Consider the following 17,648-nt stretch of genomic DNA (forward strand, 5'->3'; position numbering starts at 1 on the left):
AGTAGTCTTGATTGACTACATCATTATTATACTAGGAGGTGATTAAGGGACTGAAAAAGCAGGGGTTTGAGATCGTACCGGTGTCGGAACTGATCTATAAAGACGGATACCATCTGGATGCGTCAGGAAGACAGATTAAAAATTAAATATTGCTCTTAGGATATAACAGCTGTGTATCTACCGGAATATGGAGCATGAGAAGTGGTTAGAAAGTGCTGAATTACATTAAAAAATATCGTAAATATCGTTAATTTTTACACTATTCTTTTCCGCATAATTAGTGTACAATATTAAACCGTGGCGACTATTGCCAGTAACTAAATAATTTCCATCAGGATAGATGGAATACTCTAAGATATTCAGGAGGGAACAGCCATGCCGGGGGAAACTTTGACATTAAATGCAGTAAGAGTGGGATTTTCAAATGTAAACGAGATTCAGGAATTTGTGCAGACAATCAAGGATTATAGAGGAGACCTTGATCTTGTTCAGGGGAGAATGGTTGTAGATGCCAAGTCGATCCTCGGAATCTGCAGTCTCAATATGCAGGAAGAGATGGAACTTCAGGTACATAGCGGAGATTTTGACAGACTTAGAGAGAAGATTTATAAATTCACAAGATAAAAGGATGTCAGTTACATCAGGATATGTGATCGGCATACACGAGAATATATAACCGGGAATTGACATTTTTAAAACAGATAGTTATAATAGGACGAAACAAGGGCGTTTTTCTTTAGAGGAAGAGCGCCCATTTTTATATTGTACTTTCAGGCAGGAGGGATAAAGATGTATAATTATACGAAAAAAGATATCCTGAATATGGCGGAGGAAGAGGATGTAGGGTTCATCCGTCTCCAGTTTACTGATATCTATGGAACAATGAAAAATATGGCAGTCACGATGAACCAGCTTAAGAAAGCACTGGACAATAAGTGCATGTTTGATGGATCTTCTATTGAAGGTTTTTCAAGGACCGAGGAATCCGACATGTACCTGTATCCGGATCTTGACACGTTTGCAATCTTCCCCTGGAGGCCGCAGCAGGGAAAAGTGGCAAGGTTTATCTGCGATGTGCGGCGGCCGGATGGGACACCTTACGAGAGCGACCCGAGATATGTATTGAAAAAGGTTGTGCGGGAAGCTGCGGAAATGGGATATACTATGAATGCAGGACCGGAATGTGAGTTCTTTTTATTTCACACAAATGATGACGGGCTGCCTACGACAATTACTCATGAGCAGGGCAGCTACTTCGATGTAGGCCCGCTGGATTTTGGCGAAAATGCAAGACGGGATATGGTGCTGACACTCGAGGATATGGGGTTTGAGATAGAAACGTCCCATCACGAAATCGCCCCTGCACAGCATGAGATCGATTTCCGCTATGACGAAGCGCTTGCAACGGCAGATAATATCATGACTTTTAAGATGGTAGTCAAGACGATCGCGAAACGCCACGGGCTCCATGCGACCTTTATGCCAAAACCAAAGATCGAGGTCAACGGTTCCGGAATGCATATCAATCTTTCTCTGGCAAAGGACGGGAAAAATATTTTTCAGGACAGCACTGATCAAAATGGGCTGAGCAGGGAAGCCTATTATTTTATGGGCGGACTGATGAAACATATGAAAGCGATCACATGCATTACGAACCCGACCGTGAACTCTTACAAACGTTTTGTGCCCGGATATGAGGCTCCGGTTTATATGACATGGTCTGCTAAGACGAGGGAGCCGCTTATCCGGATTCCTTCCATGCGGGGGGATGGTACAAGGATAGAACTGAGAAGTCCCGACCCGTCGGCGAACCCATATCTTGCGCTGGCGGTTCTGCTTGCCGCCGGCATGGACGGGATAAAAAACGAAATCATGCCGCCGGAAAGTGTGGATGCCGACGTACAGTCCATGACGGATGAGGAGAAAAAACGTCTGAACATAGAAGCGCTTCCGAAGAACCTGATGGAGGCGGTCAGCGAGCTGGAAAAAGACACCTTTATCCAGGATGTGCTCGGAGCTGACCTGACTGCCAAACTGATAGAGACGCATAAAAATGAGTATCATGAATACTGCATGCAGGTGACAGAATGGGAAATCAACAATTACCTCCATAAGTTATAAAATTTGTCTGTAACAGATAGGAAACCTGTCAGATTATGGCGGGAAAACCGGAAACAAAGGGACAGGAGGTGTGCAGAAGTGTGGGCAGTATTGTAGTTGTATTTCCGAAAAAAGAAACGGCAGTTAATATCCGCAATGTTTTAATGCGGGGGGGAATCGAAGTTGCCGGTATCTGCACAACCGGTGCCCAGACGCTCCAGTTTGCGGATAATCTGGAAGAGGGGATTATCATATGTGGATATAAGATGCAGGATATGTTATATTCAGAATTGAGGGAATGCCTCCCGGAGAACTTCGAAGTCCTTTTAATTGCCTCTGCGGACAAATGGGGGCAGGGTCTTGTAAAAGGTGTAATCGGGCTCCCTATGCCGATCAAAGTATATGATTTACTGAATACGATAGAAATGATGCTTCAGAACATGCAGCGCCGGCGCCGTAAGAGGCGGGAAGCGGCAAAAAACAGAAATGCGGCGCAGCAGCAGGTCATAGATCAGGCAAAGTCATTGCTGATGGAACGCAATCAAATGACGGAAGAAGAGGCACACCGGTATCTGCAGAAATGCAGTATGGACAGCGGAACCAATATGCCGGAGACCGCGCGTATGGTTCTGACAATCATGGAAGAATAACCAAAAGGGATGAAGGAGAACAGGAAAATGAAGTTTACAAAAATGCAGGGACTGGGCAATGATTATGTCTATGTGAATGGATTTGAGGAAAAGATAGAAAATCCGTCTGAACTGGCAGTGAAAGTCAGCGACCGGCATTTCGGAATCGGCTCAGACGGGCTAATACTGATTAATCCGTCCAAGGTGGCTGATTTTGAAATGGAGATGTACAATGCGGATGGGTCCAGAAGCGAAATGTGCGGCAATGGAATCCGCTGTGTGGCAAAATATGTTTATGATTATGGCCTGACCGATAAAACACAGATATCAGTCGAGACACTGGGCGGGATCAAATATCTGGACCTGACAATTGATAATGGAAAAGCGGTCCGAATTAAAGTCGATATGGGAAAACCAATTCTGGAGCCGGCAAAGATACCGGTTGTATCTGAAGGGGATATTGTTCTGGATGAGCCGATTCTGGTTGACGGAACAGAATACCGAATGACAGCAGTGTCTATGGGGAACCCTCATACAGTCGTTTATATGGATGATATTGAGCATCTAGAGATCGAAAAGACAGGGCCTAAGTTTGAAAATCATGAACGCTTTCCAAACCGCGTTAATGCCGAGTTTGTAAAGGTTTTGGACAGACATACCGTGCAGATGCGGGTATGGGAAAGAGGTTCCGGAGAAACACTTGCATGCGGAACCGGTGCATGTGCTGTTGCTGTTGCGTGTATCCTCAATGGTCTGACGGAAGATAAGGTTACAGTGAAGCTTCTCGGCGGTGACCTTCTGATCGAGTGGGACAAGGAGAAAGACACTGTATACATGACCGGTCCGGCGGAAGTCGTTTTCGAAGGAGAATGGAATCAATAAAGCAAAGGAGGAAGTTATGTTTAAAATCAATGACAATTATTTGAAATTACCGGGCAGCTATCTGTTTTCAACGATCGCAAAAAAAGTGAATGCATATACAGAGGCAAACCCGGATAAATCTATTATCCGTCTGGGGATCGGGGATGTCACACAGCCTCTGGCCCCTGCAATTATCGAATCCCTGCACAGTGCAGTAGACGAAATGGGGAACGCAGAGACATTTCACGGGTACGCGCCGGATCTTGGGTATGAATTCTTAAGAAGCGCAATGGCAAAAAATGATTATCAGGCACGCGGCTGTGATATAGCAGCAGACGAAGTATTTATTTCAGATGGTGCAAAGTGTGATTCCGGAAACATTCAGGAGATCTTCAGCACTGACAATAAAATAGCAGTATGTGATCCCGTCTATCCTGTCTATGTAGATACAAATGTGATGGCCGGACGAACCGGGATTTACAATGCAAAAACAGAAACATGGAGTGATGTCATCTATATGCCATGCACTGCAGACACCAATTTTGCCCCGGAACTTCCGAAAGAAACACCGGATCTTATTTATCTGTGTTTCCCGAATAACCCGACTGGATCCACTTTGACAAAATCACAGCTTCAGGACTGGGTAGATTATGCAAACAGGGTGGGGGCAGTCATCATCTATGACGCCGCATATGAGGCTTATATCTCCGAGGAGAATGTGCCGCATACCATTTACGAATGCGAAGGTGCAAGGACGTGTGCAATTGAACTGAGAAGTTTCTCCAAGAACGCCGGTTTTACAGGCGTACGCCTTGGTGCAACGATCATTCCAAAAGACCTGAAGTGTGGCGAAGTAACCCTGCACTCCCTCTGGGCAAGAAGACACGGCACAAAATACAACGGCGCCCCCTATATCGTTCAGAAAGCAGGGGAAGCAGTATACTCCGAAAAAGGCAGAAAACAACTGAAAAAACAGATAGCATACTATATGAATAACGCGAAAATCATCTATCACGGATTAAAAGATGCCGGGTATAACGTCTCCGGAGGTGTCAACGCACCATACATCTGGTTAGAGACACCCGAAGGAATGAGTTCCTGGGATTTCTTCGATTACCTGCTCGAAAAGGCCAACGTGGTAGGCACACCGGGCTCAGGATTCGGCCCAAGCGGAGAAGGATACTTCAGACTGACCGCATTCGGCAGTTACGAAAACACATTGGCGGCGATGGAACGAATCAAGGCACTGTAAAGCAGATGGGCTTTAAAGGGGTCTGACCCTTTTGAAGCCCGTTTTCAGAATATTCTGAAAATAACCATAGAATTATTTTTTTGATGGAAATTAAAAAAAGGGGTTGATTTTTTCGGGGAGTCTGATATAATAACGATGTTGCGTCGGACAAGACAAAACAAAATGCTGATGCGGATTGGTGTAATGGCAGCACAACAGACTCTGACTCTGTTTGTGAAGGTTCGAGTCCTTCATCCGTAGTTGAGAATCTGCGAAAGCAGATTCTTAATTTTCTCTTTACGAGAAGACAAGTTCATACATATCGGAGTGTGGCTCAGCTTGGTAGAGCGCTACGTTCGGGACGTAGAGGTCGCGTGTTCGAATCACGTCACTCCGATTAACTGAGTAAGATACCGGAATCCTTTGTAAGATGGGGATTCCGGTATTTTCTTTTTGTGATTATACCGCAGCTTTATATGGTGGAGCACATTCTTTTTGAGGGGTGTCCCAGCCACTCTTGTATTTCTTTTGGATGCCATCCAAGTTCGAATAATATGGAAGCCGTTGAATGCCTAAGTGAATGGAAGGTCATATCGGGTCTGCCAAAAATCTCTGCTAACTTTTTAAAGTGGTGATAAACATAATCAGGGCGTATAGAATGTCCATCATCCCATACGAATATCTCCTTATTGTCGACATATGTATCTCCATAAAATAATTTGTTTTCTTCCTTTTTTAGTACTACACCTTTAAAGAAAGATTCCATTTCTTGTGTAAGATAGTACGTTCAATTTTCAGTAAATGCCTTTTAAAATCCAGCGACTTTTCTGTTATACCAAATACCTCTGATCGTCTTAATCCATAATGCAGTGTTGTGTATATTATATGCTTGGTATTTAGAATATATCCTTCCCAATGCGAGTGCATAAAATATATCCCAATGGTGGAAAATTGTCCTGAAATGTTGAAAGCAATGGTTGTAGAAATCAATGAATCACAGGTTTAAGAAAAGGAGCAGTTGGGAAACAGCATATATGCATATAACAGACAGTCAGGGAAGGTTTACATTGCCCTGTAGAAATAAAACTTAACCTAGCCATTGTGCATATGATTTGTTACAATAATTAAAAAGCCAGAAAGATTGTTAGGAGTGCAAAATGGATTTAAAGAGAGATATATACGAAAATCTGCTGCAGTGGAAAAAAAGAGATTCTGGAAAGGTTCTGGAAATTAATGGGGCGAGACAGGTTGGCAAGACATATATACTGACCAAGTTTGCCGAGGAGAATTATAATAATTTTATTTACATTAATATGATGCAGACATCCGGGCAGGAGTTTATCTCCTGTCTGGATAAAGCGACGGAATGGGAGCCGGGGCAGAAAAGGATAGAGAAACCAATCCATAAGGCATTGGAACTGTTTGATCAGGAATTTACAGATGACCGCGAAACCATTATACTGATAGATGAAATACAGGAATCTGCTAAAGTATTTTCTCTTATCCGGCAATTCTCCCGGGAATTTGAGGCACATTTTATCGTGACTGGCAGTTACCTTGGAAAGACCGTACAGAAAGAATATTTTCTTCCGGCAGGAGATATTGAAACCATGACTCTGGAGACATTATCATATGAAGAGTTTCTGGAGGCGGCGGGAAAAAGAGACATCTACGACGGACTGGATTTGTTTGGAAGGGGCAGCCATGAAAAATACGATGAATTAAAGCAGCTATATGACATATATTGCCAAATTGGCGGATATCCTGCAGTGGTGAATGAATATTTTGAGTCGGGAGATTTGGACAAATGCCAAAAACTTCTGCAGGAGCTGATCAGTATTTTTATAGAAGAATCAGAGCGGTATTTTGACAATGTACTGGAGATGAACCTTTTCGAACAGATATTTCCTGCAATAGCCCAGACTATGGTACGAGAGAAAAAAGGTTCAAAAGACCTGATGACGGACTTATCGAAGATTATTTTTAAGGAAGAATCGAACAAAGTAACGAAGACAAGCATCCACAATGCGATTGCATGGCTGTACCGTTCAAATATCATAGGATATTGTGATAGAGTGAATGAAGGAGATATTCTGGATGTGACCTTTAACTGCCGTTTTTATTTTAAAGACATAGGTGTTGCACGTCTGTTTCTTAAGATGGCAGGAGCAGACCGACGAAATATTGAAGGGATAATAAATGAGAACTTTGTATGCCGTTATATAGAACAGATGATTCGTGAGATGGAAGTGGCAGGACGGTCACCTATGTTTGGACTGTATAAGGGCGGTGAGATTGATTTTATTGTGAAGAGCCTTCAGGACGAATGTGTCTACGGAATAGAAGTGAAGGCAGGGAAAGATATCGGGAAAACAGCCAACCGGATGCTGAAAGAGGGGAAGATCAGATATCTGTTCTTATTGAAAGGAGACACTTATGGCGGTGTAGCGGAGGGGAGAAAATATACAGTGCCAATATATATGGCAGGAAAATTAAACTTTAATGACAGATGATTTATTAACAAATAATTGCCTTTCAGGCATTTTAAAATATTGAGAGATAAGACGGCTGCCAGAGGTGATATTACTCTGGCAGTTTTTAATTCTCGGTAAATGGTAATTGCGATGAATATATTAGAAAAGGACGCGTATGGTTAGAAAAACAGTTTATGGATATGCAAGGGTCAGCAGTAGGGAACAGAACTCGGACAGACAGATAGCTGCACTTAGTCAGTATGTTCCTGAAGAAAATATTCTTGTAGATAAAGCAAGCGGGAGCAGCCTTGAACGTGAATCTTATAAGGCGTTAAAAGGTGCACTTGGATTGAGGCCGGGAGATACACTGGTTATCACATCTCTGGATAGATTATCCAGAAACAAACAGGATATAAAACAGGAACTGGAGTGGTTTAAGGATAATGGTATTCGATTAAAGATTTTGGATTTGCCAACTTCTCTAATAGAAGCACCGGAAGGGCAACAGTGGATTATTGAGATGATACAGAATGTTTTAATTGAAGTGTTGGCAAGTATCGCGGAGCAGGAACGCCTGACTATCAGGAAACGGCAGAGGGAAGGAATTGATGCCGCCAAGTTAAAAGGCAAACATCTCGGAAGACCAGCAGTACCAAGACCTCCAGATTTTGAACAGATATATCAGAGATGGAAACAGAAAGAAATCACGGCCAAAAAAGCCATGATTCAGTTGCATCTGTCAAGCAGCACATTTTATCGGTTCGTCAGGGCTTATGAGGATGAACATGTATCAAAAGCCGGTTCTATTTTGGCAGATAAACTAGAATAGGTAATTATACTTTTTGGGAGACAGCCTGATGTGGAATTCAGGCTGTCCCATAAGGTAGAGGTTGTGGGGAATATTAATATTAAGAGAATGAAAAATAATTATTGGGAAATAATTCTATATATGTTAAAATGATATATCAGCATAAGGAAACTGAAAATAAGAAGGGGAAATGTATGAATCAATTAAATGAATTTATTATATATGGTTTATGGGGAGAAAAAAATTATAAACTGAACTTTAACAATAATCGTTTGATTATTGTTGGAGAAAATGGGAGTGGTAAGACAACCATCTTAAGAATACTATATTATTGCTTGTCGAGTAATTGGTCGGAACTGAATAAGGAAGATTTTCAGCAAATTAAAATTACTTTCGGAAAGGAAAGTCGGAAATTTGATAAGGAGCAGTTAAATGAAATTAGAGAGTATGCATTGGCAAGCGATAATGAGATATTCCAACATATGCCTAGTTCAATGAAAGATGAAATATTTGAATATAAAAAAATGTTTTATCCATCAGAGCTTATAGAGATATTAAATAATTGCTCATTTCCTAAAAGATTTTTAGAGGAAATTTTAAGTATTCTTGAAGAATTAAGTAAAAAAATGCCCGAAGACATGAAAGAAATTACTGAGTGGATCAGTAATAATTTAAAATGTAAAATTATATATATGCCTACATATAGACGTACTGAGCATGTGATGAGTAAAAGGGGAGAATATTTTGGGAGAATAAACAGACATAGAAATATTCGAAGAAGAACCCAGAATAAATTTATGGAAATTTCTAATATGGGTATGCAAGATGTGGCAGATGCCATTAATAAGAACATAGTTTCTATCAAAGATGCGTATAACATAACAGCATCACGATTGAATTTAAACTGTTTTAGAGGAATTCTTATTCAGGACTATCAAAATCATTTAGAGTTGACAGAAGAAAGCACAGAGCCGGAATATATAGAAATGGTTTTTAATGGAATGAATTATATTGATATGCCAGAAAGTGAATTAATGCAAGTCAAGGATACTCTATTAGAAGTATTGGAAAAAAAGGATGATTACCAAGAGTATGATAAGATTGTGATATATTTTTACAATATGCTTGTGGAAAGATATGAGCAGCTAAAGGACAAAGAGAATAAATTAGAACATTTTTTTCACTCATGCAATTTGTATTTAAGTAATAAAAACTTTATTTATAAGCCAAACGAATTTAAATATGCTATCGAGGTTGATAGTAATAAACCGGAAAGAAAGGAGATTGGTTTAGAACAATTGTCTTCGGGAGAAAAACAAATAGTTGCACTATTTAGTTATCTATTCCTGTCAGATGATGATTCAATAATGATTTTAATTGATGAACCTGAATTATCTTTATCAGTAATGTGGCAGGAGCGGATACTTGAAGATATTACCGAAGGGGAGAATTGTGTTGCCTTAGTTGCTACAACTCAATCTCCATTTGTGTATGATAATTCACTTAGAACGGATGCTCATGCACTTGAAGAATTTTTAATATTGGAGTAGCAAATGATGAGTATTATAGAAGAACATTTACTTTATACCCAAAAAACGAATGTTTATTACCATAAATTTCTTAATAAATATAAAAAATACCAAATGCAGTTATTTTTATTTTGCGAAGGAAATGAGGATTTGAGTTATTATAATTCAGCATTATGTAAAACAATTCAGCTTCCTGAGGTATGTAATATACATAAAATATTTGTTGGTGGCAAAGCTAATGTCCTTAAGCTGCATAGAAATATGGACTGGCAAACATTTTGCAAGAAACAATTATTGTTTTTTGTAGATCAGGATTTATCTTATTGGATAGGAGAAGAGTATAAGGATGTAAATATATACACAACGGATAAGTATTCATTTGAAAATGATGCTGTAAGTGAAGACAAATTCATAGAATATTTGGAAGAGATTTATGGATTTACCAATGCAGAGGAAGCAGAGATAGAGAGAATAAGGGATATTTATAAGCAAAAGTTTTTAGTGTTCCGTGAAAAATCAAAATATTTAATGGCATCGTTGTATGTTAGTAATACTAAAAATAAAGAGCACCTAGCGAAATATATCGATATGAAAAAGTTGATAAGAGTCAGAAGAACAGAGATTTATGTTGACAGTATTGAAAATCAGAGTATATATGACTACATAAATGAGAAACTAAAGCTGGATGTTAGTGATGAGGAATTAATAGGGAAATCCATAAGTATGTTTGAAAAAAATGATTCTCATTATTTTGTAAGAGGAAAATGGGAATTGATTTTTATGATTAAAATGTTAGATTATATATATGAGGAAGGGGCAGTGTTAGCTCCCTCCTTATATAAGGATCACGGGAAGAAACCTAAAAAATTATGTGAAATAAATCCAAATAATGCGATGGTTATATTAGGTCCAAGGATTCAACCGCCTGTCAGTCTGCAAACTTTTTTTATTCACGTTTGCGAAGATTATTTGAAGCAGAGTGAATGTCAAGATTGTGGAAAGCAGAACTGCTATAAGAAGGGAGTGAAGTTTCCAAATGAGTAAGGTGATTTTGTTTAGTGGAGTACATGGAGTCGGTAAAGGGTATTTTTTAAAACAAAATATAACAGAGAAGGATAATTTAGTTTGTTGTACGGCTAGCATTCTGATTGAAAAATATAAAGTAAGTGATGATGCAGGATACAAAAGAGTAAGCAATATTAATGATAATCAAGATATTTTACTAAAGGCATTGGCAGAATTCAAAACAGAATATAAAGAAAAGAATATTTTATTAGATGGTCATTTATGTATGCTTAATAAAGACGGTCAAGTAACACGCATACCAGAAAACTTTGTTAAAAAAGCTGATATTTGTGGAATTATTATATTATCTGATTCAGCGGAAATGATTTATGATAGATTAAATTTGCGAGATAGTAAAACGCTACAAATAGAAAAAATCATAGAATTACAAAGAGAAGAGCAACTGTATGCTAAATATTTAAAGAAAAAATATAGGGTGAATTTTGAAAATGTTACTCATAAGTGTGATAGGAATGAATTTCTAAATTATGTCGAAGGAATGTGGTGATGACCAATGATTTTCAATAATAGTATGAGTCATAAAATCTTTGGAGAGTTAAACTTAAATGATGAGTTTTTTGATTCTTTAAAAAATGATTACCCCGGATTTGAAAAATGGTTTGAGAAAAAGAGGTATCAAGATGCTTTTGTACAGTACAACCAGTTTGGACAAATAGAAGGATTTTTATATTTAAAAGTTGAGGAAGGGATAGTTGGAGATGTTATACCCCAAATAAGAGCAGACAGAATCCTTAAAGTGGGTACTTTTAAGATCAATGCTCATAAAACCAAGCTGGGAGAACGTTTTATAAAAATTATATTAGATTATGCGTTGGAAGAACGGGTTGATGTATGTTATATGACAGTATTTGAACGGCATGTTGGCTTAATAAATTTAGTAGAGAAATTTGGCTTTAGGCGATATGGGGTAAAAGACAAGGAAATTGTTTTATTAAAGGATATGCGCAAAATTCAAGGTGATATAAACAAAGACTATCCTTTGGTTGATTTTATGAATGCAAGGAAGTACCTTTTAAGTATCTATCCCAAATATCATTCAGTTATGTTTCCTGATTCTATACTTACTACAGAAAATAAAAAAATAATTACAGATATTTCATACACAAATTCAATCCATAAAATTTACATTTGTTCTATGGCGGGAGTAGAAGAATTGAAGCGAGGAGATATAATAGTAATATATAGGACTGCATCAGAAGGTAGAAGTGCGGAATATTCAGCAGTAGCTACCTCGGTTTGTGTTGTTGATGAAATACATTTACAACAAGAATTTAGTGGTTTTGAACAATTTTATGATTATGCTTGTCAATATAGTGTTTTCAATAAAAGTGATTTAAATTATTGGTATCGACGTGGAAGCTGTAAAGCAATAAAAATGACATATAATCTTGCGTTGAAGAGAAGAATTGTACGCCATGATTTAATTGAGAAGATTGGATTAGAGCGGAATCAGTATTGGGGATTTTTTGAACTTTCAGATCAAGAGTTTGATAGGATACTTTCATATGGCGGAGTTATTGACAAAATAATAAGAAAAACAGAACAAACGTTCTAAAATACTTGAAAAAAAATCGGCTATAGAGTATAATAAAGCAATAAAAATAGCTTAGAAAGGCTGATTATAATGTGTACAATTTTATTATCTATTAATCCTGAACATGTAAATAACATTTTTTCAGGGAAAAAACTATATGAGTTTCGAAAAGTAGTTTGCAAAAGGAACGTAGAGAAAATACTGATTTATTCTACGAGTCCAGTAAAAAAGGTTACAGGTGAGGCTTATGTAGAAAAAATACTATATGATAAACCTGAAAAGGTTTGGAAGAAAACAAAACAGGCTGCTGGAATTGATAAAGAATTTTTTGATCAATATTATGCTAATTCAACAAAAGCTGTAGCCTTTCAATTAAAAAAAATAAAACAGTATAAAAATCCAAAAGATTTAGAGGAGTATGGTATTAAATGTCCTCCTCAGTCTTTTATTTATGTAGAAAATGTAAATTGAAATAGATATCTGCCCATTCTAACATTTATTCTAACAACTTTAAAACTACTGAAATACAGTTTACGAACAATAAGGCTATTCATTTCTCGCAATCCCAGAAATTCAGGGTGTTTTAAGCATATGAAGGTAATTCGATTACCTTAGAGTGCAAAGCCACCAAATTGTTCGGGACGCAGAGGTCGCGTGTTCGAATCACGTCACTCCGATTGACTGGAAAGCCAGTAAATATAAGGGATTGCGAATTTTCGCGGTCCTTTATTTTTGTTACTTTGAAGCTTGTCTGATGGTTTTGCCTAATAAAAATTTTAATTTCTGTGATATTTGGCGATACAAGCAGAGGGAAGTATGTGTGTAGAAAATTGTGATTGTAGGAAAAGACATGATATGATAAAATATCCACGAGAACAATCGTGTTGCAGGGTGCGTTGACCTCATTCTATAAGAATGGGGGTGATGCCTATGAAAAATCAAAACAACCATTTTGATTTTAAGGATTTGATGACCTTTGGTCTTTTCCTTCTGGCATTACTTACATTCGTTTTTACGTTTTGTAAGTAGTACTACATAGAAAAACCACCCTGATACTTTGACCGGTGCAGGGTGGAGTTTCTATTCTTTTAACTGGTCAACCCCTTGTGGGCGGTTGTTCCATTTATATTTATAATATAGCATAAGTCTTCAGCTGTTTCAAGAGTTATTCTCATAGATAGAGCTATTTATCACGAATGCTTATTCCGCATACCTCCCCTGGCCTCAGTCCAAAATTTATCTGATTCAATCCCTTTATTCTTGTTGGAAGATTTTTGAATGTTTTCTTTTCAGGGATTGCTTGCTGTATTAGGCTTACTCTGCCAAAGGTAGAAATAAAAAATCGGAAGTCATCCACAAGCAACAGGATTTCTTCCGATTTTTTTCACATATAGTGCGGGGGATCGCTTAATTATTTATTTTGATAATTTCGCGACACCCCCTTCTTTGTTTTCAGAAAAGATAAAATCAGGTCATATATAAATTTTGAATTGTGCAAAATTACCTACAGGCTTTTGCCTGTAACTTGCAAAGTGTTTCTGTGTTAGACAAAGTGTGCTAAAAAGGTTAGTATTTTATTAAAGAAATAGTAAAAATGCATATAAGAAAATTACTTGTCTTTCGATTCAGTGAAAAGCAGGCGGGCCTCTTTAAGAAAACAGATTTCGGCGGTGTGCAGATGTTTTCCTTTTTCATAGCAGATAGCGAGCTTGGGTTCAAACCCTGTGATATTGCTTATGTGTGATAAAGAAGTAATAGAAGTGTAAAAAATTTTGCCGTTCCTATCCGGCACTTGGCCATTGTGTCGGATAGGTCGGGCGTTAGGCTTCGGGCAAGTCAATCTTGCCGACAAAGCTGTAATAAATCTCAATGTCCTGCCTGCGGGTGCCGTTCTCGTCATAGCTACACTCATGCACGACGATTTTCTCAATCATTTCCCGCAAGAGGGTGGGGGTAAGTTCCTCAAAGGCAAGGTGCTTTCGGACGATACCCATAAACTTTTCCGCGTTGACGGTGGCGGCCTGCGACTTGTCCAGTTCGGCCTGCAAAGCGGCGGCGCGGTCTTTCAGTTCCCGCTGTTCCTGCTCATAGTCTGCCGACAGTTCCATGAAACGCTCGTCGCTGATTTTGCCGTTCACATTGTCCTCATACAGCCGCTTGATAATGCGGCTCACTTCGGCAATGCGCTCCTGCGCCTGTTCAAGCTGCTTGGTGGCTGCGGCGGTCTTTCTCTTGCCGCCGATCTCGTTCTGCTGGATAAGCAGCTTCACAAAGCGGCTCTCGTGCTTGGCGGCGTATTCGGTCACTTGCCGGAGATTGGAGAGGACACCGGCGGTCAACAGGTCGGTGCGGATAAAGTGCGCCGTACAGTCGCGGGTGCGCTTCTTGTAGCTGCCGCAGATGTAACAGTCCTGCTTGCGGTTCTTGTTCTGATACCGCTGCTGGTACATCACATGACCGCAGTCGGCGCAGAACAGCATACCGGAGAACAGCCCCACTTCATCATAGCGGTTCGGGCGTTTGCGCTGCTTGCGTAACTCCTGCACGCGCTCCCATGTTTCCCGGTCTATGATAGGCTCATGGTGGTTCTCAAAAATGGCCTGCTTCTCTACGGGGTTCTCTACACTGTGCTTGACCTTGTAAGAGGGCTTCTCCGTCTTGAAGTTTACCAGACAGCCGGTGTACTCCCGGTTTTCGAGGATATGAACAACGGTGTTCGTCGCCCATTTGCACTCATAGCCGGGGTGGTAGCGGCGGGTGCTGCCCGTCCTGCGGTATTCCAGCGTTCCCGGCGTAGGGATTTGCTGCTCCGTAAGCATACGGGCAATCTTGGTCGGGCCATTCCCGGCAAGGCAAAGCTGGTATATCTGCTGGACAACCGGCGCGGTTTCCTCGTCAACGAGATAGTTCTCGTCCTCGTCCATGAGATAGCCATAGACCGGCTTGCTGGTAACGGGCTTGCCGCTCATGCCTTTTGCTCGTTTTACTGCTTTGATTTTCTTGCTCGTATCTCTCACCAGCCATTCGTTGAACAGATTTCGCAGAGGGGTAAAATCGTTGTCCATGCCGCCGTTTGCGCTGTCCACATTGTCGTTGACAGCGATAAAACGCACTCCCTTTTGAGGGAACAGCATTTCCGTGTAAAACCCTACCTGCAAGTAGTTTCGCCCTAACCGGCTCATGTCCTTGACGATGACCGTACCCACTTTCCCGGCTTCAATGTCTGCAAGCATGGCTTGAAAACCGGGGCGCTGGAAGTTCGCGCCGGAAAAGCCGTCGTCGGTGTACCAGCGCAGGTTGGTAAAGCCATTCTGTTTTGCAAAGGCTTCGAGTATCCTTTTTTGGTTCGATATGGAATTACTCTCACCTTGCAATTCGTCCTCATGGGACAATCTCGGATAAAGGGCGGTAATGAGGTTTTGGGTGGCTTGTCTTAACATAAAATCCTCCGTTTCCGACAGCCAGCCCCACTATTCCGTAGCTTTATTGTACCACGGAATAGCGGGGGCTGTATAGCGGCAAAAGTGTAAAATCTGCTTCTTTATGGTTTGTCAAATTGCCGGTTTTTGTGTAGCAGCGGCTTCCGCTTCCAGTACCCGCGCCATTTTGTCGGCGGCGGTGGTGGTAGTGTCTTTCTTGAAATAGCCGGACACGACAAGGACGGAATTGCCCATGCGGATTTCCGTCACGCAGTCGGGGCGGCGGGCGGTGCGGGTGTCGTGCTGCTTGTTATCTGTCATAGGCAATACTCCTTTCAGTCGGTAATCAGTTTCTTCATGCTCTCCATTTTCCGCTGCGCGGCTTCCTGCCGGAAGTTGTCGCCGGTAAAGCGTACCGGGACGCACATGGAAAGCAGGCGGTCATAAATCCGGGAATGGGCGGTGTCCTCCGGGTTCCGCAGGTCGTCCAGCGTGAGGTTGGTCGTGACGATCAGCGGCTTGCCGCTGCGGTAACGGCTGTCAATCACATTGAAAACCTGTTCCAGCCCGTACTCGGTGCCGCGCTCCATGCCGAAGTCGTCAATGATAAGCAGCGGATAGCGGCAAAGGCGGGAAATGTACTCGTTGCGGTTCTCAAAGCTGGCGGCAAGGTCGTTGAGGATAAGGGCAAAATTCGTCATGTGGACGGGGATTTCTTTCTCCATAAGGGCGTTTGCGATACAGCCCGCAAGGTAGCTTTTCCCGGTTCCCACGCCGCCCCAGAACAGGCAGCCGATATTGTCGGCTCGCATATCCTCCCAGTGTTCCACATACCGGCGGGCAATCCCGGCCTGCGGGTTCCTGCCGTTGTCGTTCTCAAAAGTCCAGTCCCGCATGGTGGGGTCGGTAAAGCCCCGGCGTTTCAGTTCCTCCACGGTGTCAAAGTGCCTGCGCCGCTTCTCGGCGGCCTCCCGTTCCTCGCGGGCGGCTCTCTGGCAGTCGCACTCTGCCGGGTGGCGGTCGCGGCCAAAGATAGCGGCCTTATCCGGCGCAAAATAGGCTTCTTTCGGCTTGCGGCACCTGCCGCAGTACAGTAAACCGTCCTCGCCGGTGTAGTCCTCCGGCTCCGGGGTGGCAGTCGTCATATTCTCCAAAACAGCGTTGATTTCGTTCTTCATAAACTCTCGCCCTCCTTGCATGAGTAGTCAGGGATGCCCTTTTTCGGGGCGCCCTTTTTGTCGTTCCCCGCCCATATCCGAAGGGCGGCGGCATAGTTCTGGTAGCTTTTCCCGCTGGCGGCAAGGTAGCGGCTCATTTCCTCGATGAACCGTTCCAGCCTGTCGGGGTACTCTGCCTGCAACTCGTCGTATTCGGTCTGTGACAGAAAAATATTCTGGTATCGGCCATAGGGCGCGGGCGGCTCCCCACTCACTCCCTTTGTTTGGTTCTCTGTAAGGTTGTTTATAGTAGTTTGGTTAGGGGACGGTTTTCCGACCATCATAAGGTCGGTTTTCTGACCATCAGTTGGTCGGTTTTCCGGCTCTATGAGGGTCGGTTTTCCGGCCATCAGTTGGTCGGAAAACTGTACCTGTGGCACACGCGGCACTTTCACATACAGTCGGTTCGGTGCGGAGAAGCCGCCCCGTTCCCGTTCCAGCAGCCCCGCCATGTCCAGTTCATTCAGCGCCCCCTTTATGGTGGTGCTGCCTTTATCCAGTATTTCGGCTATCTCCGCGATGGGATAGATAATATAAATCCTGCCCTCGCCGTCCTGCCACTTGTTCTTCTGGGAGAGGGTGGAGCGGTCTAACAGCAGCGCATAGAGCAGCTTGGCGGTCTGGGAAATCTCCATTTTCAGCAGGAAACGGGGATAGGGCAGATAGGCGGGCAGCTTCGTGTCTGCCATGATATAATCAGCGATAGGATCACCTCCCTGTGTTCGGGTTGATTTTGACGGTTTGTACGCATTTAGAACGC

The 17,648-nt window shown here is 41.7% G+C and carries 16 protein-coding genes and 2 tRNA genes; 14 read left to right on the plus strand and 4 right to left on the minus strand.

From position 1 onward, the window contains the following. Nucleotides 1-375: 375 nt before the first annotated feature. From DWX43_RS08440 to DWX43_RS08510, 14 genes are all read left to right on the plus strand, one after another. Entirely contained in the window at nucleotides 376-624 is a 249-nt protein-coding gene (locus DWX43_RS08440) for an HPr family phosphocarrier protein (protein WP_109730909.1), read from the plus strand. A gap of 165 nt (nucleotides 625-789) precedes the next feature. Further along, nucleotides 790-2,121: a glutamine synthetase family protein gene (locus DWX43_RS08445; protein WP_109730910.1), complete on the plus strand. Its 1,332-nt coding sequence runs from the start codon at nucleotides 790-792 to the stop codon at nucleotides 2,119-2,121. Between the two features lie 35 nt (nucleotides 2,122-2,156). Continuing rightward, a complete protein-coding gene (locus tag DWX43_RS08450) occupies nucleotides 2,157-2,750 on the plus strand; it encodes an ANTAR domain-containing protein (protein ID WP_330582235.1) in 594 nt (197 codons plus the stop codon). 27 nt (nucleotides 2,751-2,777) lie between these two features. Further along, nucleotides 2,778-3,611 (plus strand): diaminopimelate epimerase, encoded by an 834-nt coding sequence (dapF, locus tag DWX43_RS08455; protein ID WP_109730912.1) that lies wholly within the window; start codon nucleotides 2,778-2,780, stop codon nucleotides 3,609-3,611. Nucleotides 3,612-3,627: 16 nt separating this feature from the next. Continuing rightward, entirely contained in the window at nucleotides 3,628-4,842 is a 1,215-nt protein-coding gene (locus tag DWX43_RS08460) for an LL-diaminopimelate aminotransferase (protein WP_118620004.1), read from the plus strand. A 169-nt stretch (nucleotides 4,843-5,011) separates the two neighbouring features. After that, nucleotides 5,012-5,082, plus strand: a tRNA-Gln gene (locus DWX43_RS08465). A gap of 62 nt (nucleotides 5,083-5,144) precedes the next feature. Then, nucleotides 5,145-5,218: transfer RNA gene (locus DWX43_RS08470), tRNA-Pro, on the plus strand. 760 nt (nucleotides 5,219-5,978) lie between these two features. After that, nucleotides 5,979-7,334 (plus strand): AAA family ATPase, encoded by a 1,356-nt coding sequence (locus DWX43_RS08480; protein WP_118620006.1) that lies wholly within the window; start codon nucleotides 5,979-5,981, stop codon nucleotides 7,332-7,334. Between the two features lie 136 nt (nucleotides 7,335-7,470). Beyond that, nucleotides 7,471-8,124, plus strand: coding sequence for a recombinase family protein (locus DWX43_RS08485; protein WP_118620007.1), 654 nt, complete (start codon nucleotides 7,471-7,473; stop codon nucleotides 8,122-8,124). 173 nt (nucleotides 8,125-8,297) lie between these two features. After that, nucleotides 8,298-9,653: an AAA family ATPase gene (locus DWX43_RS08490; RefSeq protein ID WP_182440654.1), complete on the plus strand. Its 1,356-nt coding sequence runs from the start codon at nucleotides 8,298-8,300 to the stop codon at nucleotides 9,651-9,653. Between the two features lie 3 nt (nucleotides 9,654-9,656). Beyond that, nucleotides 9,657-10,676 (plus strand): DUF4435 domain-containing protein, encoded by a 1,020-nt coding sequence (locus tag DWX43_RS08495; protein ID WP_147356294.1) that lies wholly within the window; start codon nucleotides 9,657-9,659, stop codon nucleotides 10,674-10,676. Beyond that, a complete protein-coding gene (locus DWX43_RS08500; protein ID WP_118620010.1) occupies nucleotides 10,669-11,205 on the plus strand; it encodes an ATP-binding protein in 537 nt (178 codons plus the stop codon). Before DWX43_RS08495 ends, DWX43_RS08500 begins: the two co-directional genes overlap by 8 nt. Nucleotides 11,206-11,211: 6 nt before the next feature. Then, nucleotides 11,212-12,273 (plus strand): N-acetyltransferase, encoded by a 1,062-nt coding sequence (locus DWX43_RS08505; protein WP_118620011.1) that lies wholly within the window; start codon nucleotides 11,212-11,214, stop codon nucleotides 12,271-12,273. A gap of 69 nt (nucleotides 12,274-12,342) precedes the next feature. Beyond that, nucleotides 12,343-12,723, plus strand: coding sequence for a hypothetical protein (locus DWX43_RS08510; protein ID WP_118620012.1), 381 nt, complete (start codon nucleotides 12,343-12,345; stop codon nucleotides 12,721-12,723). 1,349 nt (nucleotides 12,724-14,072) lie between these two features. Here DWX43_RS08510 and DWX43_RS08515 read toward each other — a convergent pair. The 4 genes from DWX43_RS08515 to DWX43_RS08530 form a co-directional block, all read right to left on the minus strand. Continuing rightward, complete coding sequence (locus DWX43_RS08515) at nucleotides 14,073-15,692, minus strand: recombinase family protein (protein ID WP_002571010.1); 1,620 nt, start codon at nucleotides 15,690-15,692, stop codon at nucleotides 14,073-14,075. A gap of 111 nt (nucleotides 15,693-15,803) precedes the next feature. Beyond that, nucleotides 15,804-15,992, minus strand: a complete 189-nt coding sequence (locus DWX43_RS08520) for a transposon-encoded TnpW family protein (RefSeq protein WP_002571011.1) — start codon at nucleotides 15,990-15,992, stop codon at nucleotides 15,804-15,806. A 14-nt stretch (nucleotides 15,993-16,006) separates the two neighbouring features. Beyond that, on the minus strand, nucleotides 16,007-16,849 hold the full coding sequence (locus DWX43_RS08525) for an ATP-binding protein (RefSeq protein WP_002571012.1): 843 nt from the start codon (nucleotides 16,847-16,849) through the stop codon (nucleotides 16,007-16,009). Continuing rightward, nucleotides 16,846-17,577 (minus strand): replication initiator protein A, encoded by a 732-nt coding sequence (locus DWX43_RS08530; RefSeq protein WP_009273433.1) that lies wholly within the window; start codon nucleotides 17,575-17,577, stop codon nucleotides 16,846-16,848. The genes DWX43_RS08525 and DWX43_RS08530 overlap by 4 nt, the downstream gene beginning before the upstream one ends. Nucleotides 17,578-17,648: the final 71 nt, after the last annotated feature.

This window comes from Clostridium sp. AF19-22AC (assembly GCF_003479085.1).
Taxonomy (GTDB): Bacteria; Bacillota; Clostridia; order Lachnospirales; family Lachnospiraceae; genus Faecalicatena_A; species Faecalicatena_A orotica.